Origin of the sequence: Methylorubrum aminovorans (assembly GCF_022179725.1) — a bacterium.
In the GTDB taxonomy this organism is placed as follows: domain Bacteria; phylum Pseudomonadota; class Alphaproteobacteria; order Rhizobiales; family Beijerinckiaceae; genus Methylobacterium; species Methylobacterium aminovorans.
The window spans coordinates 22,194-41,534 of sequence record NZ_BPRC01000023.1; the positions used below are offsets into that span (position 1 = coordinate 22,194).

Consider the following 19,341-nt stretch of genomic DNA (forward strand, 5'->3'; position numbering starts at 1 on the left):
CGCCGGCGACGCCTGCCCGGCTTGCCGGTCGGCAGCCGTGCTTCCGACGGGAGCGGGGAGGGGCCGCCTGGGACATCAGAAATGGGCGTGCGGCTGCAGCTTCAGCCGGCTGCGGCCGAAATCGAGCTGCTTGCTGACGAGCCAATCCGGGTTGCGAGCGTTGAAGTAGCTCTTCAGCGCGTAGCGCCAGAACAGATCCTCCGCGCGGGAGGAGGGTCCGTGCACTGCCTTCACCCGGGCGACCTCGCCCAGAGCCCGCGCCTTGTGGGCGAGGTTGGCGCTGTTGTTCTGCCCCGTGCGGCGGAAGCAGGCCACCGGGCGGCCGACCCGTGCGTAGGGCTCCCGCGCCAGGGCACGGCAGAACATCTCGTAGTCGCCGCAATCCTTGAAGGCGTGATCGAAGCCGCCGAGCTCGGCGTAGAAGTCGCGGGCGATGTAGGTCGCCATGTGCATCACCGGATTCCATCCGAGGCACACGAGCATGCGCGGCGTCATCCAGTTGGGCGGAGCGGCCAGCCCACCGAGGCCCCGGCCGCGCCCGTCGATCCAGCGGATGCCGCCGACGACCCAGCGCCGGTGCCGGCTCCGATAGGCCGCGACGACCGCCTCCAGGCCGCCGGGGAGCAGGACGTCATCGGCGCCGAGGAACCCCAGCAACTCGCCCGAGGCGGCAAAGGAGCCCTTGTTGATCGCATCGAAGATGCCGCGATCCTTGCCCTGAAGCACCGTGGCGCCGAGGCTCCGGGCGAGTTCCACCGTGCCGTCGGTGCTGCCCGCATCGACGATCACGTGCTCGACTTCGATGCCATTGCGGGCGCTGGCACGCGAGGATTCGATGCATTCGCGCAAGTATTCGACGCCGTTGAGCGTCGGGGTGACCACGGACACCTTCATCGCAGGCTCCCTCGGCTCTGGCTCGGATCGCGCTTAGATTGCGGTTTGGACCGCGCTTGGATCGCGCTTGGATCGCGCTTGGATCGCGCGGGTGTAGCGGCAGCGCCGGACCCTCACGGCGCCGCGGAATATGTCAGGCGACGGCGGCCAGGATGCCGGAGGAGAGGGGACCGGAGGCGAAACCGTCGCGGCCTGCGCCCAAGGGGAGGGGGGATACGAGGCCTTCGAACCGCTCGACGGGGGCGCTGCCGTGGCTGACGATGCCCTTGTTCATCGCCCAGACCGCAGCCTGCGTCCGGTTCTTCACCCGGACCTTGCGCAGGATCGCCTTGACGTGAACCTTGACCGTGGCCTCGGCGATGTCGAGGTTGCGGGCAATGACCTTGTTGGATTCGCCCAGAGCCAAGCCTTCGAGGATGTTGACCTCGCGGCTCGACAGGCTGGAGAGCGAGGTCCCGTCCGCCCGCTGAAGCCCGGTCAGGGCGGCGACCGGACCGGGGGACCGCACCGGCTCGACGGCCAAGCACAGACGCCCGAGGAAGCTCATCGGCAGCACCGCGCAATCGGCGATCACCACCTCCAGGGTCTTGAGAAGATCGGCGGGAGACACGTCCTCGGTCAGATAGGCCGAGGCGCCGAGCTGAAGACTGCGCAGCATCAATCCTTCGGTATCGCGCAGCGCCAGCGCCACGACCTTGACCTCCGGCAAGGCTTCGGCGACCTGCCCGATCAGGTCCCCCGCCTCCTCGTCGATGACGACGAGCGCCAGACGCGCCGCCTCGAGGTCGGACAGAGGCAGCGCCGGACTGGCCGCGACCTGCCGCACCGTGAAACGCGTGCCGGCCAGGAGCGAGACCAAACTTTCTCTGACCATGCGATTGTCACTGACAATCAGCGTATCGATGTGTTCCATCGGAGCTACTCCCCTGTTCTGCCGAAAACCTCCCGCGCCGAATCTTCCTGACTGACCCGTTCTACTTGAGCCTTCCGCACAGGCATATTGTGCGTTGCAGGACGTTAGGCACAAATTAACTAGACCGAATGGGAGCCCCCGTGTCATGTCAGAAAAAACTTGGACACCCAACAGGGCCTATCCAATTCGTACTAGATTTTACCCTTGAGGATGGTCGGCGCGAGAAGCGCAGCTTCGGTGCGATTTCTGACTCCGAGCATTCGGATCACGGCGGAAACATGGATTTTCACCGTCGCCTCGGCGATGCTCAGCGCGAAGGCGATCTCTCGATTGGATAGGCCCTTGCCGATCAACGCCAGAACTTCGCGCTGACGCAGTGTCAGACCGATCGTCCGCGCTCCGGCTGCCGCATCGCGGACGCGGCTTCCGGCGGCTTCACGGAAAGGATGGCATTGGGTGCGTACAGCCGGCCGTCGAGCGTCGTGCGGATGGCCTCGATCATCTCCTCGTGGCGCTGCCGGCGGATGATCAATCCGTGGAAGCCGAGGCTCAGGGCATCCTGGAACAGGTCGGCCGAGGCGTGCGGAACGACGAGCAGGAGGCGCGCAGCGCCGGCCGCCCGCTTCAGGGCCCCCAGATAGGTCGGATCCCCGGCGGGAAGCAGGCGCGATCCGACGATGACCAGATCGGTTTTCAGCGGCGAGCGTAGATGATTGATGAGTTCCGACGCCCCGGACACGTCGACGATAATTATCCCGGCAGAGCCAACCTCCAGAGCCTTCCGCAAACCGATGCGGAAGCTTTTCTGGTCATCTGCGATAATGATTCGCCACATGACTTTTCTTTTACTCCACTGGCGGACATCGATGTCAGGGCAAAGCCGGCTTTTCTTGATAACTCTACTCCGAGCAACGGGATGGACGCCTCACGGCCTCCGAAAGATCTGCGGTCGCACCGCACAACGTTAGAAGAAGAGCAATGCGCTAATTCAGACTATAGCTGCGCATTCATTCGAGCTTATGCCGCATCACGGCGAAGCTCGACACCATCGTCTTTTAGCACCCCGACCGACGTCGGCAAGTTTCTATCAAGACACTATCTTATATAAGCAAATATTGCATTATACACTCACTTGCGCCGCAGACCGAAGCCAGAAAAATCTAGACGGCCGCGGCGTCGACCATTGAATACACCCTTTGGGCTATCAACTACGAGGTATCCGCTTGACACTTTTGTTATATACCGGGCTGCAACGGAGTTGTATCTTACAACCCTACGGTTGATCGAGCGATCCTGATCCGGTGCCTAGCGTATAACTCGGATGGATCATCCCGCTGCGGCGAACGTAGGTGATCGGGGGGCTTCGATGTTCTCAGTCATTGCAGCGGGCAATCACCCCGAGTCATGAATTCGGCCGCGATGTTGCTGCACGCATCGGCATGCGAAACGCCTGCCGCTTGTCCCGGCGCATGTCCCGCCCACCATCGATCGTGGAACCGGCCGCCTCATCTCCGCGCGCCCAGCCGCTGACGTGTCGGGGCTTCGTCGATGAATCAGCAGGCGGCACCGGCGGCAAGAGGCATGGGCCCGCTGAGCGCGGAAGCCGTGCGAACCTTGGAAGCGATTGGTGACCTGTCCTCGTCGTCGCCCGCTCGGGCAGCGTCGCCTACGCCAACAACCCCGCCCGTCTGCTGCTGACGCGGGAGGATCCGGACCGGATCCATCTGACGGGCAAGGCTTCGACGGCCTTTCTGGCTCGGGCCCGGACCACGCGCAGGCCGCTCCCCGGCGTGATCGCGGTCAAGCGGAGAGCGGGCGTGCACCGCTACCGCTGCCAGGGCTGCCGCCTGAATCGCGAGAGCATCGACCCCCTCGTCGTGCTGCGGATCCTGCCGGTTCGGGATGCGCGCTTCAACCTGTTGGCGAGTGAGGCGGTGATGTTGCGGCGTGAACTCGCGGAGCGCGTGCGCTACCAGCGCCGCCTGCAGTCACTGCTGCGCGAGCGCGATATGCTGCTGGCCGACCTGCGCAGCACCGCCCAGGCCCGGACCCGCGCCGAGCGCGACCGGGACGCGGTTCTGGCTCAGCTCTACCGGGCGCATCACGCGGAGCGGGAACGCCTCGCCCGCGAGCTTCACGACGAGGCCGGCCAGCAGCTCGCATGGTTGAAGCTGCGGCTGGACCGGTTGCGGCGCGAGCCGTCACCCGAGGAAATCGGGGCGATGCTGAAGCAGGTCGATGCGATCTCGGCCAGCCTGCGTCAGGTGGTTCGGGAACTACGCCCGGTGGCGCTGACCGAGCTCGGCCTCATCCTCGCCCTGTCCGGGCTCGTGCGGGAGTGGTCGGATCGGTGCGGAATCCCCATCGAATTCCAGCTCTCCGGAATCACGGTGCCCCTCACGCCGGAGACCGAGGTGACGATCTTCCGGCTCGTTCAGGAAGCCCTGACCAACGTCGTCAAGCACGCACCGGGGGTGCGCCACGTTTCCGTGACCCTGCAATACGCCCGCGCCGACGTCACGCTGGCGATCGAGGATGACGGACCGGGCCTCAAAATCGAGCCGGCGCCGGACGCGCGTCGCGCGGGGAGCGGGTTCGGCCTCGCGGGGATGCGCGAGCGGCTGACGCTGCTCGGGGGACAGCTCATGATCGAATCGCCTCCTGGCGGCGGGACGACGATTCTGGCGCGTTTGCCGATGACAGGGGACTGATATGGGCAAGGCGGAAGCAAGGGTCAGGGTCGCCCTGATCGATGACCATCCGATCTTCAGAAGTGGCGTCCGCGGCCTGCTCGGCGAGACCGCCGGCATCGAGGTCGTCGGGGAGGCGAGCGACGGACGGCACGCTCTGAATCTCGTCCACCGGACGCGGCCCGACGTCGTTGTCATGGATATCACTATGACCGGCATGAGTGGGCTCGCCGTGGCCCGCGCGCTGCGCGAGGCGGGCTCGACGGTGCACATCGTGTTTCTGACGGTCAACGAGGATCTCGCCTTCGTCGACGAGGCCCTGAGCGCGGGCGCCCAGGGCTACGTCCTGAAGCGCTCCGCCGGCACCAGCCTGCTGGAGGCCATCGAGGTCGTCGTTTCCGGCGGCCGTTATGTCGACACCGAGATGCGTGCGGCCCCCTCTCCGCCCGGCCGCACGGAGGCCGGGCCGCCCGCTCCCCATCCCGGCGAGGAGGGCGGCCTCACCGTGCGGGAGCGCGAGGTGCTCCGGCTCATCGCCTTCGGAATGACCATGAAGGAGGTCAGCCTCTCGATGTCGATCTCGGTGGCCTCGGTCGATACCTACAAGATCCGCGGTTGTAAAAAGCTCGGTCTCCGCTCCCGCGCCAGCATCGTCCGCTACGCCCTCGGACAAGGCTGGCTCGAGACGGAGAATAGGCGCCCCTCACCCGATCGGCCACCATCCTTGATGTGAGCTTTTCGAAAACACCCTTTCGATCCCGCAGCCTCGACAACCCCTCGAGGCCATCCTGCGCCCTCGCCGCGATCTTCGGGACGTTCGATCGGATCACTTGCCGGAAGCGCCCGCCGCTTCAGAGCGCCTCACACATCACCCGCTGCGCTTTCCTCGCCCGAGTGAGGCTGATCGGCGACCGTGAGTCTGGTCATACCGAATCCGGTCGATCCCTTCGGGATAGCGGATTTGGTCGTCGGCGGGATCCCATCGCGCCCGCGCGATGGGCGCCTTCCTCAAGCGCCGCGCGGGCTTGATGATACGCTCCCCGCTCCGATCAAGCGGAGACCTTATCAAAGACACTCAGCCGAGTTCCTGCGCCGCGCGCTCCAGGGCCCCGAGAAGAGGTTCGATCTGCGCAGCACTCAGATCGTGGAAGCCGAGGGAGCGGCCCATCACGACGCCGAGCAGCGCGAAGAACAGGGCGGCCCCGACCCCCGCCGGTCCCTCCGCGGCCTCGAAGCGGGCGAGCCGCTCGGCCACGAAGGCGCGATATCCGGCGAGCGCATCCGGATTCTCGGCGGAGGCGAGCAGCAGGGCCCGACTGAAGTCTTCCTCCTCGCGGTAGCTGCGGCGCAGGTGCTCGATCATGCCGAGCGCAAGCCCCGAGGCTCCGCCCGCCCGCTCCGCCTCACAGGCGGCGATGCCGGCGCGCAGGTGCTGCAGCTTGCGATCGACCAGGGCGAGGATCAGCGCGTCCTTCGAGGCATAGTGGTGCAGCACGCCGCCCTTGCTCAGGCCCGCCTCCGCCGCCACCGCATCGATGGTCAGGGCCCGCGCATCGCCGCGGCGCAGCACCGCACCCGCCGCATCGAGAATCACTTCCGCACGGTCGTCGCGGCGGCTGCGCGTCCTCTGCGCCATGATCGACCCCGAACCCCGTACGCCGTCCCGGACACCGGATCCGGTCTCTGCCGCTGAACAATCGCCCGATGACGTCTTCTCATACCCAATCCGATTGATCCCTTCGGGATGGCGGATTCGGCCGTCGCTCAAGCGCCGCGCGGGCTGGTCCGCTCCCCGCTCCGATCAAGCGGAGGCCGTATCAAACGCGCAGAGCGCGCAGAGACGGCTCGCCTCACTAGCAAAGATTAAAAACCGTCTGGACGGTCGGTAGGATAGTCGATAAGCCTGCGCCGCGAAAGACGCCTTGGCGGAAGGGGGGCGCCTATCTCGTCCCAATCCCACGCCTGCGCCTCGTCCTCTGCCCGGAACCTCGGCCGATGTCCTCAGGGCTCCGCCCCGTCCTCACCGCCGCTGTGCTCGCAACGGCCCTCTCGGCCCTTCCCGTCACCGCGGCGCTCCCGGCGGGCACGCCGGCAGCATCTCCGGTGCCGGAGGTGGAAGACCCCTCCGTTGTGCTGGTACGCGTGGTGACCGCCAGGAAGGGGCCGGTCACCTCGGACGTGGTGCTGACCGGTGACGTCCAGGCCCAGGCCCAGACCAACATCGCCTTCCGCACCAACGGCAAGGTCGCCGAGCGCCGGGTCGAGGTCGGCGACCACGTCACCGCCGATCAGGTGCTGGCGGTCTTGGAGCCGCTGGTGCAGCGGGCCAACCTCGACAATGCCCGCGCCGCCCTCGTCTCGGCGGAGGCACAGCTCACCCAGGCCAAGGTGACCTTCGAGCGCCAGAAGCAGCTCATCGGCGGCGGCTACACGACGCGCCCGGCCTACGACAATGCCGAGCAGCAATTGCGCACCTCGCAGGCCGCGGTCGATTCGGCCAAGGCGGCGCTCGGGACCGCCGAGGAACAGCTCTCCTACACCGAGTTGAGGGCGGGCGTGCCCGGCATCGTCATGAGCCGCACCTTCGAGGTCGGGCAGGTGGTGCAGTCGGGCCAGGCGGTGATGGTGCTGGCCCAGGACGGCCCGCGCGACGCGGTGTTCAACGTCTACGAGGCGCTGACCGCACACCCGCCCGGCGACAAGACGATTCACGTCACCCTCCAGTCCGACCCTGCGGTGTCGGTCAATGGCCATGTGCGCGAGATCTCGCCGACGGTGGATGCGGCGAGCGGGACGGTGCGCGTCAAGGTCGGGCTGGACGAGACCCCGCCGGCGATGTCGCTGGGCGCCGTGGTGATCGGCCGGGGACGCTTCGCCTCGCGGGAGGCGGTGGTGCTGCCGTGGTCGGCCCTCTACCGCTCCGACGGCCGCCCGGCGGTGTGGATCTACGATGCCGGGGCGGGCACGGTCTCGATCCGCGATGTCGAGATCGACCGCTACGGCTTCGACGACATCGTGCTCAAGAACGGCGTCGCGCCCGGCGAGACGGTGGTGATCGCCGGGATCCAGTTCCTGCGTCCGGGCCAGCACGTCGCGCTGGCAGGGCCGGCGACCACGGACGAGGCCTCGCGGGACGCGGCAAAGGCCGCGGCGGGGGAGGGGGGACGATGAGGCGCAGGCTCCTCGTCGCCGCCGGTGCCTCCATGCTGGCCGCCTGCCAACCGTCGCAGGAGGCACCGACGCCCCCCGTGCGGCCGGTCCTGACCACTCTGGCGCAACCCACCGACAGCGTGATCTTCGGCCCCTTCGCCGGCACAGTCGAGCCGCGATACCAGTCGCAGCTCGGCTTCCAGATCGGCGGCCGCGTGGTGGCGCGCGACGTCACCGTGGGCGACGTCGTGAAGAAGGGCCAGCGGTTGGCCGCCCTCGACCCGATCGTGTCGCGCTTCGACCTCAGCCGCGCCGAGGCGGAACTGGCCGACGCCAAGGCCCAGGCCGAGAACGCGACGGCCACCGAGGCGCGCACCCGGCGCCTGATGGAGGGCAACAACGTCACCCAGGCCCAGCTCGACGCGGCAGTCGCCCGACGCGACACCGCCCAGGCCCGCCTCGCCCAGGCCGGGGCGAGCCTGCAGAAGGCCCGCGACCAGATCGGCTATACCGAGCTGCACGCCGATTTCGACGGCGTCGTCACCCAGCGGCTCGCCGAGATCGGGCAGGTGGTGAGCCCGGGGCAGGGGATCGTCACGCTCGCCCGGCCCGAGACCCGCGAGGCGGTGGTCGACATCCCCGAGACGCTGGCCGGCGCCATGCCCAAGGACGGGCGGTTCACGGTGGTGCTCCAAAGCGCGCCGGAGATCACCGCCCGCGGACGGGTGCGTGAAGTCGCCCCCTTCGCCGAATCCGGCACGCGCACCCGCCGCGTCCGCCTCACCCTGGAGGAGCCCGGCCCCGCCTTCCGCCTGGGGGCGACCATCACCGTCGCGCTGGAGCGCCGCATCGAGCGCCGCTTCGTCCTGCCGGCCACCGCGCTCCTTGATGCAGAGGGGCGCCGCTCGGTCTGGATCGTGCCGGAGGCCGGCCAACCGGGGAACGAGGCTGCCGACGACACGCGGCCCGGCGAGTCGGGCAAACGGCGAGTCGAGCGCCGCGACGTCACCCTCGACGGCGACGGGCCGGACGGGAACGGACGCGTCGCCGTGCGCACGGGGCTGAAACCCGGCGAGCGGGTCGTGGTGGCGGGCGTCCACTCCCTGCGCGACGGCCAGACCGTCCGGCTGGCCGACGACCGGAACTGAGCCGGAACCCGGCGAGAGAGTCTGCAAAGGTTTCCGCGCGTGAAGGACTTCAACCTTTCCGACTGGGCGCTCGGCCACCGTTCGCTGGTCTGGTTCCTGATGCTCGTCTGCCTGGTGGCCGGCGTGATGGCCTATTCGCAGCTCGGCCGCGAGGAGGATCCGCCCTTTGCCATCAAGACCATGGTGGTCCAGGCGAGCTGGCCCGGCGCCACGATCAAGGACACCCTCGATCAGGTCACCGACCGGATCGAGAAGGAGCTGCAGCAGATCAATGCCCTCGATTATGTGCGCAGCTACACCACGCCGGGCCAGTCGACGGTGTTCGTGCAGTTCCGCGACACGACGCGGAAGGAGGAGATCCAGCCCGCCTTCTACCAAGTGCGAAAGCGGCTGGGCGACATCCAGCACACCTTCCCGCAAGGGGTGCAGGGGCCGGCCTTCAACGATGAGTTCGGCGACGTCTACGGCAACGTCTACGCCTTCACCGCCGACGGCCTGACCCACCGGCAGTTGCGCGACTACGTCGAGGGCGTGCGCACCGAGATCCTGAAGGTGCCCAATATCGGCAAGACCCTGCTGATGGGCGTGCAGGGCGAGACGATCTACCTCGACTTCTCGACCCGCAAGCTCGCGGGCTACGGCATCGACATCCAGGCGCTGATCAAGGCGCTGCAATCGCAGAACGCGGTCGCCGCCTCCGGCGTGGTCCAGGCGGGACCGGAGCGGGTGAGCTTGCGCGTCAGCGGCCAGTTCACGTCGGAGGACTCGCTGCGCAACGTCAATCTCCGCTTCAACGACCGCTTCTTCCGCCTCGCCGACGTCGCCGACATCTCCCGCGGCTACGAGGACCCGCCGGCCGCCCTGTTCCGCGTCGGCGGCAAGCCGGCGATCGGGCTCGCCATCGCCATGCGCCCCAACGCCAACCTCCTGAAGTTCGGCGAGGATCTGAAGGAGCGCATGCACCGCATCGAGGGCAAGCTGCCCATCGGCGTCGGCATCCACCTCGTCTCCGACCAGCCCAAGATCGTCGAGGAAGCGGTCGGCGGCTTCACCAAGGCGCTGGTCGAGGCGGTCGTCATCGTGCTCGTGGTGAGCTTCGTCAGCCTCGGCCTGCGCGCCGGGCTCGTCGTCGCGATCTCGATCCCGCTCGTGCTCGCCATCGTGTTCGTGATCATGCAGATCATGGGCGTGACGCTGCAGCGGATCTCGCTCGGCGCCCTCATCATCGCGCTCGGACTCCTCGTCGACGACGCGATGATCACCGTCGAGATGATGGTGGCCCGCCTCGAACTCGGCGATAACCTGAAGAAGGCAGCGACCTACGCCTACACCTCCACCGCCTTCCCGATGCTCACCGGCACCCTGGTGACGGTGGCGGGCTTTTTACCGATCGGCTTCAACGGCTCGTCGGCGGGCGAGTACACCTACTCGCTGTTCGTGGTGATCGCCGCCTCGCTGCTGGTCTCCTGGGTGGTCGCGGTGCTGTTCGCGCCGCTGCTCGGCGTGACGATCCTCCCCAAGACCATGAAGCACCATACCGAGAAGCAGGGGCTGTTCACCCGCGCCTTCATGGCGGCCTTGCGGGTCGCGATGCGGCTGCGCTGGATCACCGTGATCGTCTGCGTCGTCCTGATGGGGCTCGCCGTCGTCGGGATGGGCCACGTGCAGCAGCAGTTCTTCCCCTCCTCCGATCGCTCCGAGGTGCTGGTCGATCTGACCCTGCCGCAGAACGCCACCATTACCGAAACGCGGGCGCAGATGGACCGCTTCGAGGCCCACCTGAAGGATGACCCCGATATCGAGCGCTGGTCCTCCTATGTCGGCCAGGGCGCGGTGCGCTTCTACCTGCCGCTCGACCAGCAGCTCGCCAACGCCTTCTTCGGACAGATCGTGATCGTCACGAAATCCCTGGAGATCCGCGACCAGGTGATCGCGCGACTGCAAAAGATCGGCCGACACGACTTCGTCGGCACCGACGTGCTGGTCCAGCCGCTCAATCTCGGCCCGCCCGTGGGCCGCCCGATCCAGTACCGCCTCTCCGGGCCGAACGTGCAGGAAGTGCGCCGCCTCGCGCTCAAGCTTGCCGACGTGGTCGCCGCGGACAAGCGGCTCGCCGTGCCGACCTTCGACTGGAACGAGCCCGGCAAGGTGCTGCGCGTCGAGATCCTGCAGGACAAGGCGCGCCAGCTCGGCGTCACCAGCCAGGACATCGCCGGCATCCTCAACGGCATCGTCGGCGGCCAGGCGATCACGCAGGTGCGCGATTCGATCTACCTCGTGAACGTGGTCGGCCGGGCGCGCACCGTCGAGCGCACCTCGCTCGACACGCTCCAGAGCCTTCAGGTCGCGCTCTCCAACGGCTCGGTCGTGCCGATCCTGGCTTTCGCCAAGATCGACTACGACCTCGAACAGCCGATCGTCTGGCGCCGCGACCGGGTACCGACGCTGACGGTGCGTGCCACCATCAACGACGCGACCCAGCCGCCGACGATCGTCGCCGCGCTCCAGCCCGCCATCGACGCCTACGTTGCGGCGCTGCCGGAGGGCTACACGCTTGCCGTCGGCGGCGCGGTCGAGGAGGCGGGCAAGGGCCAGGGTCCGATCGCGGCCGTGGTGCCGGTGATGCTGCTGGCCATGGCCTTCTTCCTGATGATCCAGCTCCAGAGCTTCCAGAAGCTGTTCCTGGTGTTCTCGGTCGCGCCGCTCGGCCTGATCGGGGTGGTTCCAGCGCTTCTGCTCTTCGACAAGCCGATGGGCTTCGTCGCAATCCTCGGCATCCTGGCCCTCATCGGCATCATCGTCCGCAACGCGGTGATCCTGGTGAGCCAGATCGAGGAATGCGAGGCGGAGGGGATGGAGCCCTGGGACGCGGTGGTGGAAGCCACCCGGCACCGCATGCGGCCGATCCTGCTCACTGCGGCGGCGGCGAGCCTGGGCCTGATCCCGATCGCTCGAGAGGTATTCTGGGGCCCGATGGCCTACGCGATGATCGGCGGTATCCTGGCGGCGACGGCGCTGACCCTGCTGTTCCTGCCCGCGCTCTATGTCGGCTGGTACCGAATCAAGCCGCCGCCGCGGGGCAAGGCGTCCGCGCGTCATGCCGTCGGGCACTGACGCAGGACGCCGACCGCGCGGAAGTGGTCTGTCCGGCGGGAAGATTCATCCCGTCGGCCGGAGCAAGACCGGACCTATTATGCAGTTTTCGCGCAGTGTAGGGAATATTGCGCGCTTAAACGCATCACCCCTGCTCTGTTTGCATAGCCGTTCTGTGTAACCTGCTGCGGCACCAAATTCTCTTTTCGTATGTCAACCCATCCGCTAGGCACGTGCCGAACGCCGCGGCAAGGCGGCGGCTTCGATCGTACCTTCAGGCGAGCCGGCTGCCCGCGATGACCACCGACCACGCCACGGCCAATTCCCGTCCGCTCGAGCGCGACGCGCAGGTGGCCATGAGCCACCACGACGTCAGTCCCAACGATATCGCGCTCGGCGTGGTGATCGGACGCGCCTCGGAATATTTCGACTTCTTCGTGTTCGGCATCGCCTCGGTGCTGGTGTTCCCGAAGGTGTTCTTCCCCTTCGCCGACCCGCTGACGGGCACGCTCTACGCGTTCGCGATCTTCGCGCTCGCCTTCATCGCCCGCCCGCTCGGCTCGATCTTCTTCATGTGGGTGCACAAGCGGCACGGGCGCGGGGTGAAGCTCACCGCCGCCCTGTTCCTGCTCGGCGGCTCGACCGCGGCGATCAGCTTCCTGCCGAGCTACAACTCGATCGGGGTCGTCTCCATCGAGCTACTGGCGATCCTGCGGGTGGCGCAGGGCTTCGCGCTGGGCGGCGCCTGGGACGGCATGGCCTCGCTCCTCGCCCTCAACGCGCCGCGCGAGCGCCGCGGCTGGTACGCGATGATCCCGCAGCTCGGCGCGCCGTTCGGCTTCATGGTGGCGAGCGCCCTGTTCGCCTTCTTCGTGGTCAATCTGACGCCTGAGGACTTCACCGACTGGGGCTGGCGCTTCCCGTTCTTCTGCGCCTTCACCATCAACGTCGTGGCCCTGTTCGCCCGCCTGCGACTCGTCGCGACGCCGGAATTCACCCGGCTCCTCGACAAGGGCCAGCTCGAGCCCGTCGGCATCGTCGATCTCGCCCGCCACCACGCGCTGGACGTGTGGATCGGCGCCTTCGTGCCGCTGGCGAGCTTCGCCCTGTTCCACCTCGTGACGATCTTCCCGATCGCGTGGCTCGTCCTGTCGAGCGACCGCTCCGCCGGCGACTTCCTGATGGTGCAGTTCTCCGGTGCCGTCATCTGCGCCGGCGCGGTCGCCGCCTCCGGCCTGATCGCCGACCAGATCGGGCGCCGCAACATGCTGCTCATCAGCGCCGGCCTGATCGCCGCCTTCGCCTGCGGCTCGATCCTGGCGCCGCTGATCTTCGGCGAGAACGCCATCGGCCAGACGATCTACGTCAATATCGGCTTCATGCTGCTCGGCCTGTCCTACGGCCAGACCGCCGGCGCCGTGACGTCGCGGCTCGGCTCGCGCTACCGCTATACCGGCGCGGCGCTGACCTCGGACCTCGCCTGGCTGTTCGGCGCGGGGTTCGCCCCCCTCGTGGTGCTGTACCTCTCCACCGCCTACGGCCTCGCCATGGTCGGCGTGTACCTGCTGTCCGGCGCGCTGGCGACGCTGCTCGCGCTCTCCCTCGACCGCTCCGAGATGCGCCAGATGTGATTTGGAGCCCGCGGGCGGAGAGCCTCTCGCCGCGGGATCTTGAGTGAAACGAACCGTCGCCGTGCGGAACGATGCCCGCGCGGCCCTTGCGATGGAACGAAGATTCGTGGCCATGACCGCCGACCGTTCATTGAGAGCCCGTTCCGGGGCCGGCTCCGTGCGCCGGATCCTGCAGGGCGCCGTCCTGCTGCCCCTGTTCGGCCTGCTCGCCGGCTGCAACCTCGTGGTGATGCAGCCGTCGGGCGACATCGCCGTGCAGCAGCGCAACCTCATCCTCGCCTCGACGGGGCTGATGCTGCTCATCATCGTGCCCGTGATCGCGCTGACCCTGCTGTTCGCGTGGCGCTACCGCGCCTCGAACACGGCCGCCCGCCACGACCCCGACTGGGATCACTCGACCGGGCTCGAAGTGGTGATCTGGACGGCGCCGCTGCTGATCATCATCGCCCTCGGCGCCCTGACCTGGATCAGCACCCACACCCTCGACCCGTTCCGGCCGCTCTCGCGCATCGAACCCGGCAAGCCGGTGGCGGCGAACGTGAAGCCGCTCGAGGTGCAGGTCGTGGCCCTCGATTGGAAGTGGCTGTTCTTCTACCCCGAATACAACGTCGCCACCGTCAACGAGCTGGCCGCGCCGGTGAACCGCCCGATCCAGTTCAAGATCACCGCCTCCTCGGTGATGAACGCCTTCTACGTCCCCGCGCTCGCCGGCATGATCTACGCCATGCCCGGCATGCAGACGCAGCTCCACGCGGTGATCAACAAGGCCGGCGAGTACGAGGGACTGTCCTCGCACTACAGCGGCACCGGCTTCTCGCGCATGACGTTCAAGTTCCACGGGCTCGACGGCGACGGCTTCGACCAGTGGATTGCCAAAGTGAAGCAGCAGGGTTCGGAACTGAGCCGGGATGCCTATCTCGAACTCGAACGCCCGAGCGAGCGGGTGCCCGTCACCTACTTCTCCACCTTCGCCGACGGGCTCTTCGGCAAGATCGTCGGCATGTGCGCCATGCCCGGCAAGATGTGCATGGGCGAGATGATGGCCATCGACGCCAAGGGCGGCGCCGGCAAGGAGAGCCGCGAGAACGTCGACCGGCTGCAGTACGACAACCGCCACACGCAGCGCGGCGACGAGCCCCCGGGCGCGACCACGCCGGCCTCGCACCGCGCGCCCAAGAGCGAGTCGCCCGACTCCGACAAGACCCACGAGGGGAGCGGCCAAGGCCGCACCGCTCCCGACCAGACCAACAACTGATCCGTCGCCGCCCCAGGATTTACGGACGAGCCTCATTCCATGTTCGCAAACACGGACCTGCAGCATCTGCTGTTCGGGCGCCTCTCTCTCGAGGACATCCCGTTCCACGAACCGATCCTGCAAGTAACCTTTGCAGGCGTCGCCGTGGCCGGGATCGCGGTGCTCGCCGCGATCACCTATTTCCGCTTCTGGGGGCCGCTCTGGCGCGACTGGCTGACCTCGGTCGATCACAAGAAGATCGGCATCATGTACGTCATCCTGGCGCTCGTGATGCTGCTGCGCGGCTTTGCCGACGCGCTGCTGATGCGCTCGCAGCAGGCGATCGCCTTCGGCGCCAACGAGGGCTACCTGCCGCCGCACCACTACGATCAGATCTTCACGGCGCACGGCGTGATCATGATCTTCTTCGTGGCGATGCCCTTCGTCACCGGCCTGATGAACTACGTCGTGCCGCTGCAGATCGGCGCCCGCGACGTCGCCTTCCCGTTCCTGAACAACTTCTCGTTCTGGATGACGGTCTCGGGCGCGGTCACGATCATGATCTCGCTGTTCGTGGGTGAGTTCGCCCGCACCGGCTGGCTTGCCTACCCGCCGCTCTCGGGCGCGGACATGAGTCCCGGCGTCGGCGTCGACTACTACATCTGGGGCCTGCAGATCGCGGGCATCGGCACGACGCTGTCGGGCATCAACCTGATCGCGACCATCGTGAAGATGCGCGCGCCCGGCATGTCGATGATGAAGCTGCCGATCTTCACCTGGACCTCGCTCTGCACCAACGTGCTGATCGTCGCCGCCTTCCCGATCCTCGCCGCCGTTCTCGCGCTGCTGACCCTCGACCGCTACGTCGGCACGCACTTCTTCACGAACGACCTCGGCGGCAATCCGATGATGTACTTCAACCTCATCTGGATCTGGGGTCATCCGGAGGTCTACATCCTCATCCTGCCGGCCTTCGGCGTGTTCTCGGAGGTCACCTCGGCCTTCTGCGGCAAGCGCCTGTTCGGCTATACCTCGATGGTCTACGCGACCATCGTCATCACGATCCTGTCCTACCTCGTGTGGCTGCACCACTTCTTCACGATGGGGTCGGGCGCGAGCGTGAACTCGTTCTTCGGCATCACGACGATGATCATCTCGATCCCGACGGGTGCCAAGATCTTCAACTGGCTGTTCACGATGTATCGCGGTCGCATCCGGTTCGACGTGCCGATGCTGTGGACCGTCAGCTTCATGGTGACCTTCGTCATCGGCGGCATGACCGGCGTTCTGCTCGCCGTGCCGCCGGCCGACTTCGTGCTCCACAACTCGCTGTTCCTGATCGCGCACTTCCACAACGTGATCATCGGCGGCGTGCTGTTCGGCATGTTCGCCGGCGTGAACTACTGGTTCCCGAAGGCCTTCGGCTTCAAGCTCGACGAGTTCTGGGGCAAGGTCAGCTTCTGGTTCTGGACCATCGGCTTCTACGTCGCCTTCATGCCGCTCTACGTGCTCGGCCTGATGGGCGTGACCCGCCGTGCCCAGCACTTCGACGATCCCTCGCTGCAGCCCTGGTTCGTCGTCGCCGCCATCGGCGCGGGCCTGATCGCCATCGGCATCGGCGCGATGATCGTCCAGTTCGCGGTCTCGATCAAAAACCGCGAGAAGCTGCGCGACGTCACCGGCGATCCGTGGGAGGGCCGCACCCTCGAATGGTCCACCTCCTCGCCGCCGCCGGACTACAACTTCGCCTTCACGCCCGTGGTGCACGGCCTCGACGCGTGGTGGGAGATGAAGGCCCGCGGCTTCCAGCGCCCGCTCCAGGGCTACAAGCCGATCCACATGCCCAAGAACACCGCCACCGGCGTGATCCTCGGCGTGATCAGCATCGCCTTCTCCTTCGCGATGATCTGGTACATCTGGTGGCTGGCGGCGCTGGCCCTCGTGGCGACGTTCGTCGTCGCGATCGGCCACACCTTCAACTACAACCGCGACTACTACATCCCCGCCGAAACGGTTCGCCGCACGGAAGAGCAGCGGACCGAGGCGCTGGCGGCGGTACGGGCCTGAGGACACCATGGCATCCCATGCAAACTCCGCCCTGACTGGGGCGGCCTCCGCCGACGTGCCGAGCTACCTCGATCTCGAGGGCGAGCATCACCCGGAAGGGAGCACGATGCTCGGCTTCTGGATCTACCTGATGAGCGACTGCCTCATCTTCGCGGTCCTGTTCGCCACCTACGCCGTGCTCGGCCGCAACTATGCGGCCGGGCCCTCGCCGAAAGACCTGTTCGACCTGTCCCTGGTGGCGGTGAACACGTCGATGCTCCTGTTCTCCTCCATCACCTACGGCTTCGCCATGCTGGCGATGGCGAAGGACGATGTCGCCAAGACCCAGCTCTGGCTGGCGGTGACCGGCCTGTTCGGCGCGGCCTTCGTCGGGCTCGAACTCTACGAGTTCGCGCACCTGATCCACGAGGGCGCCACGCCCCAGCGCAGCGGCTTCCTGTCGGCGTTCTTCACGCTCGTCGGCACCCACGGCCTGCACGTGACCTTCGGCCTGATCTGGCTCGTCGTGCTGATGGTCCAGACTCAGCTCAAGGGCCTGATCCCGGAGAACCAGCGCCGGCTGATGTGCCTGTCGATGTTCTGGCACTTCCTCGACGTCATCTGGATCGGCGTCTTCACCTTCGTGTACCTGATGGGAGTCCTGCAATGAGCGGGGCAGCGCGCGCAGACGATCACGCCCATGGTCATGGCCACGGCGGCCACGGGCAGGACGCCCACGGCCACGGCTCGTTCAAGGATTACGTGACGGGCTTCGTCCTCTCCGTCATCCTGACGGCGATCCCGTTCTGGCTGGTGATGGGCAACGTCATCGAGGACAAGCTCGTCACCGGCGTCGTCATCCTCGTGCTGGCGATGGTGCAGATCGTGGTCCACATGATCTACTTCCTGCACATGAACACGAAGTCGGAGGGTGGCTGGACCTTCCTGGCGCTGATCTTCACGGTCACGATCGTGGTCATCACCCTGTGCGGCTCGATCTGGGTCATGCACCACCTCAACACCAACATGATGCCGATCTCGGCCGAGGAGATGCGTCACGCCCCCTGACGCGTCCCCGGAGTCCGGCGCTCACGGGCCCGCCGCTGCGGCAGAGGGCCGGCGGCGCCCGCTGCTCGCCCGCATTGCGCTGCTCTTAGCGGGCCTCGCCGTGACCGGCGTGTTCCTCGCCCTTGGCACGTGGCAGGTCGAGCGCCGGGTGTGGAAGCTCGACCTGATCGACCGGATCGAGGCCCGCATCCATGCCGAGCCGGTGCCCGCACCGGGACCGGAGGACTGGGCCGGCCTCACGGCGGCCTCGGCCGAGTACCGGCGGGTTCGGCTCACCGGGCGCTTCGCTTACGACCGTGCCACCCTGGTCCAGGCCGTGACCGGGCGCGGCGCCGGGTTCTGGGTGCTGGTGCCGCTGACCACCGACCGCGGCTTCACCGTCCTCGTCAATCGCGGCTTCGTCCCGACGGAATTTCGCGAGCGCGCGGCCCGTGCGGCGGGCGAAGCGGACGGGGAGGTGACGGTCACGGGCCTCCTGCGTCTGACCGAGCCCGGCGGCGGCTTCCTGCGCCGCAACGATCCGGCGGCGGATCGCTGGTACTCCCGCGACGTCGCCGCCATCGCCGCTGCCCGCGGGATCGATCGGAAGCAGGCCGAGGTCGCGCCCTACTTCGTGGATGCCGATGCCGCGGCCAATCCGGGCGGCCTGCCGGTCGGCGGCCTCACCGTGGTGGCGTTCCACAACAACCATCTCGTCTACGCGCTGACGTGGTACGCGCTGGCCGGGATGAGTGCTGCGGCCCTCATCTACGCGCTCAGGGGATCGCGCAGGGTGTCCGGCCGCTGACCGTCTTCCCCTCGGCAGATTGACGCATCTGCGGCAGGCGGACTGTCGCCGCCCTGAGTGATGAGACGCTCGGCGGCCTCGAAAACATTTTTTTACATTTCAGGTCGCGCTGCCGTATCGATTTCACGGCTGAGGTTGTTAACCCTCTGCGCACTGGTCGCTGTCGCGATTCGCGGCCACCCTTGCGACGCAGGATAAAGTTCGGGGGATCAATATGGGAGTCGCCCTGCACGGGCTCGGGCGGGAAGGGCTCGGTCGCCGGGACGGCGACGAGATCGCCCGTCGCGTGCCCGAGCCTCTGGCGGGTCTCATCGTTGTCATGGAGCGGACGCTCGTCACGCTGGCTGGGGAGGACGGGGGTCGCAACGAGCTGCATGCCCTGCGCAACACCCTCTCCGACCTCTGCGTGCTGACCGAGGAGACCCCGCGGATCCGGCGGGCGGTGGATCGTCTCGTCCTGGCCGGTGACCGCCTCGGCGAGGCGGTGATCGCGCCGCGAGGCTACGAGCGCCGTTGGCGCAGCGCCCGCCTGAGCAAGGCCCGCCAAGCGCTCGCTTCCCTCGAACGGACCCTCGCGGGCGCCCGCCCGAGCCGGATCGCGGTGCGGCTCGACCGCGATTGGTAGGGCCGGGGCGGGAGCCAGACGAGGCGCGCGCGAAAACGGCCGAGCTTGGCGGGAACAGTTAC

Annotated in this window: 17 protein-coding genes; 12 read left to right on the forward strand and 5 right to left on the reverse strand. The window is 67.3% G+C overall.

Annotation, left to right across the window (positions count from 1 at the left end):
• Positions 1–75: 75 nt before the first annotated feature.
• The 4 genes from MFF24_RS21955 to MFF24_RS21970 all read right to left on the reverse strand — a co-directional run bounded on the left by MFF24_RS21955 (position 76) and on the right by MFF24_RS21970 (position 2,642).
• A complete protein-coding gene (locus MFF24_RS21955; RefSeq protein ID WP_238227702.1) occupies positions 76–894 on the reverse strand; it encodes a glycosyltransferase family 2 protein in 819 nt (272 codons plus the stop codon).
• Between the two features lie 133 nt (positions 895–1,027).
• Positions 1,028–1,807, reverse strand: a complete 780-nt coding sequence (locus MFF24_RS21960) for a LuxR C-terminal-related transcriptional regulator (RefSeq protein ID WP_238227704.1) — start codon at positions 1,805–1,807, stop codon at positions 1,028–1,030.
• Positions 1,808–1,998: 191 nt separating this feature from the next.
• Entirely contained in the window at positions 1,999–2,160 is a 162-nt protein-coding gene (locus MFF24_RS21965; RefSeq protein WP_238227712.1) for a helix-turn-helix domain-containing protein, read from the reverse strand.
• Positions 2,161–2,186: 26 nt separating this feature from the next.
• Positions 2,187–2,642 (reverse strand): response regulator, encoded by a 456-nt coding sequence (locus tag MFF24_RS21970; RefSeq protein ID WP_238227720.1) that lies wholly within the window; start codon positions 2,640–2,642, stop codon positions 2,187–2,189.
• A gap of 982 nt (positions 2,643–3,624) precedes the next feature.
• Between MFF24_RS21970 and MFF24_RS21975 the strand changes: the two genes are divergently transcribed.
• Both MFF24_RS21975 and MFF24_RS21980 read left to right on the forward strand, forming a co-directional pair.
• Entirely contained in the window at positions 3,625–4,518 is an 894-nt protein-coding gene (locus tag MFF24_RS21975) for a sensor histidine kinase (protein WP_238227722.1), read from the forward strand.
• Between the two features lies 1 nt (position 4,519).
• Positions 4,520–5,230, forward strand: a complete 711-nt coding sequence (locus MFF24_RS21980) for a response regulator transcription factor (RefSeq protein ID WP_238227725.1) — start codon at positions 4,520–4,522, stop codon at positions 5,228–5,230.
• A 342-nt stretch (positions 5,231–5,572) separates the two neighbouring features.
• Here the strand turns inward: MFF24_RS21980 and MFF24_RS21985 are convergent, their stop codons facing one another.
• Positions 5,573–6,133, reverse strand: coding sequence for a TetR/AcrR family transcriptional regulator (locus MFF24_RS21985; protein WP_238227727.1), 561 nt, complete (start codon positions 6,131–6,133; stop codon positions 5,573–5,575).
• A gap of 359 nt (positions 6,134–6,492) precedes the next feature.
• On the opposite strand from MFF24_RS21985, the gene MFF24_RS21990 reads away from it, so the two are divergent.
• The 10 genes from MFF24_RS21990 (at position 6,493) to MFF24_RS22035 (ending at position 19,279) form a co-directional block, all read left to right on the forward strand.
• Positions 6,493–7,668 carry an efflux RND transporter periplasmic adaptor subunit gene (locus tag MFF24_RS21990; protein WP_238227729.1) on the forward strand — a complete coding sequence of 392 codons (1,176 nt, stop codon included), beginning with the start codon at positions 6,493–6,495 and terminating at the stop codon, positions 7,666–7,668.
• Complete coding sequence (locus tag MFF24_RS21995) at positions 7,665–8,795, forward strand: efflux RND transporter periplasmic adaptor subunit (RefSeq protein WP_238227731.1); 1,131 nt, start codon at positions 7,665–7,667, stop codon at positions 8,793–8,795. The genes MFF24_RS21990 and MFF24_RS21995 overlap by 4 nt, the downstream gene beginning before the upstream one ends.
• Before the next feature lie 39 nt (positions 8,796–8,834).
• Positions 8,835–11,909 (forward strand): efflux RND transporter permease subunit, encoded by a 3,075-nt coding sequence (locus MFF24_RS22000; RefSeq protein ID WP_283214537.1) that lies wholly within the window; start codon positions 8,835–8,837, stop codon positions 11,907–11,909.
• Positions 11,910–12,184: 275 nt separating this feature from the next.
• The gene (locus tag MFF24_RS22005; RefSeq protein WP_108942022.1) at positions 12,185–13,519 is read left to right on the forward strand and encodes an MFS transporter; all 1,335 of its coding nucleotides are present in this window, start codon (positions 12,185–12,187) and stop codon (positions 13,517–13,519) included.
• 112 nt (positions 13,520–13,631) lie between these two features.
• On the forward strand, positions 13,632–14,774 hold the full coding sequence (gene cyoA, locus MFF24_RS22010; RefSeq protein WP_238227812.1) for a ubiquinol oxidase subunit II: 1,143 nt from the start codon (positions 13,632–13,634) through the stop codon (positions 14,772–14,774).
• A 39-nt stretch (positions 14,775–14,813) separates the two neighbouring features.
• Positions 14,814–16,820 carry a cytochrome o ubiquinol oxidase subunit I gene (cyoB, locus tag MFF24_RS22015; protein WP_133089616.1) on the forward strand — a complete coding sequence of 669 codons (2,007 nt, stop codon included), beginning with the start codon at positions 14,814–14,816 and terminating at the stop codon, positions 16,818–16,820.
• A gap of 7 nt (positions 16,821–16,827) precedes the next feature.
• Positions 16,828–17,469 (forward strand): cytochrome o ubiquinol oxidase subunit III, encoded by a 642-nt coding sequence (gene cyoC / locus MFF24_RS22020; protein WP_108942020.1) that lies wholly within the window; start codon positions 16,828–16,830, stop codon positions 17,467–17,469.
• Entirely contained in the window at positions 17,466–17,867 is a 402-nt protein-coding gene (gene cyoD / locus MFF24_RS22025) for a cytochrome o ubiquinol oxidase subunit IV (protein WP_133089617.1), read from the forward strand. The genes cyoC and cyoD overlap by 4 nt, the downstream gene beginning before the upstream one ends.
• Positions 17,868–17,928: 61 nt before the next feature.
• Positions 17,929–18,654 (forward strand): SURF1 family protein, encoded by a 726-nt coding sequence (locus MFF24_RS22030; RefSeq protein WP_238227813.1) that lies wholly within the window; start codon positions 17,929–17,931, stop codon positions 18,652–18,654.
• A 214-nt stretch (positions 18,655–18,868) separates the two neighbouring features.
• Positions 18,869–19,279: a hypothetical protein gene (locus tag MFF24_RS22035; RefSeq protein WP_108942017.1), complete on the forward strand. Its 411-nt coding sequence runs from the start codon at positions 18,869–18,871 to the stop codon at positions 19,277–19,279.
• Positions 19,280–19,341: the final 62 nt, after the last annotated feature.

What these genes read in the sequence shown, in the direction of transcription:
- MFF24_RS21955 (WP_238227702.1), bottom strand. Translation starts at nt 894, where the DNA reads ATGAAGGTGTCCGTGGTCACCCCGACGCTCAACGGCGTCGAATACTTG.
- MFF24_RS21960 (WP_238227704.1), bottom strand. Translation starts at nt 1,807, where the DNA reads ATGGAACACATCGATACGCTGATTGTCAGTGACAATCGCATGGTCAGA.
- MFF24_RS21970 (WP_238227720.1), bottom strand. Translation starts at nt 2,642, where the DNA reads ATGTGGCGAATCATTATCGCAGATGACCAGAAAAGCTTCCGCATCGGT.
- MFF24_RS21980 (WP_238227725.1), top strand. Translation starts at nt 4,520, where the DNA reads ATGGGCAAGGCGGAAGCAAGGGTCAGGGTCGCCCTGATCGATGACCAT.
- MFF24_RS21985 (WP_238227727.1), bottom strand. Translation starts at nt 6,133, where the DNA reads ATGGCGCAGAGGACGCGCAGCCGCCGCGACGACCGTGCGGAAGTGATT.
- MFF24_RS21990 (WP_238227729.1), top strand. Translation starts at nt 6,493, where the DNA reads ATGTCCTCAGGGCTCCGCCCCGTCCTCACCGCCGCTGTGCTCGCAACG.
- MFF24_RS21995 (WP_238227731.1), top strand. Translation starts at nt 7,665, where the DNA reads ATGAGGCGCAGGCTCCTCGTCGCCGCCGGTGCCTCCATGCTGGCCGCC.
- MFF24_RS22005 (WP_108942022.1), top strand. Translation starts at nt 12,185, where the DNA reads ATGACCACCGACCACGCCACGGCCAATTCCCGTCCGCTCGAGCGCGAC.
- cyoA (WP_238227812.1), top strand. Translation starts at nt 13,632, where the DNA reads ATGACCGCCGACCGTTCATTGAGAGCCCGTTCCGGGGCCGGCTCCGTG.
- cyoB (WP_133089616.1), top strand. Translation starts at nt 14,814, where the DNA reads ATGTTCGCAAACACGGACCTGCAGCATCTGCTGTTCGGGCGCCTCTCT.
- cyoC (WP_108942020.1), top strand. Translation starts at nt 16,828, where the DNA reads ATGGCATCCCATGCAAACTCCGCCCTGACTGGGGCGGCCTCCGCCGAC.
- cyoD (WP_133089617.1), top strand. Translation starts at nt 17,466, where the DNA reads ATGAGCGGGGCAGCGCGCGCAGACGATCACGCCCATGGTCATGGCCAC.
- MFF24_RS22035 (WP_108942017.1), top strand. Translation starts at nt 18,869, where the DNA reads ATGGGAGTCGCCCTGCACGGGCTCGGGCGGGAAGGGCTCGGTCGCCGG.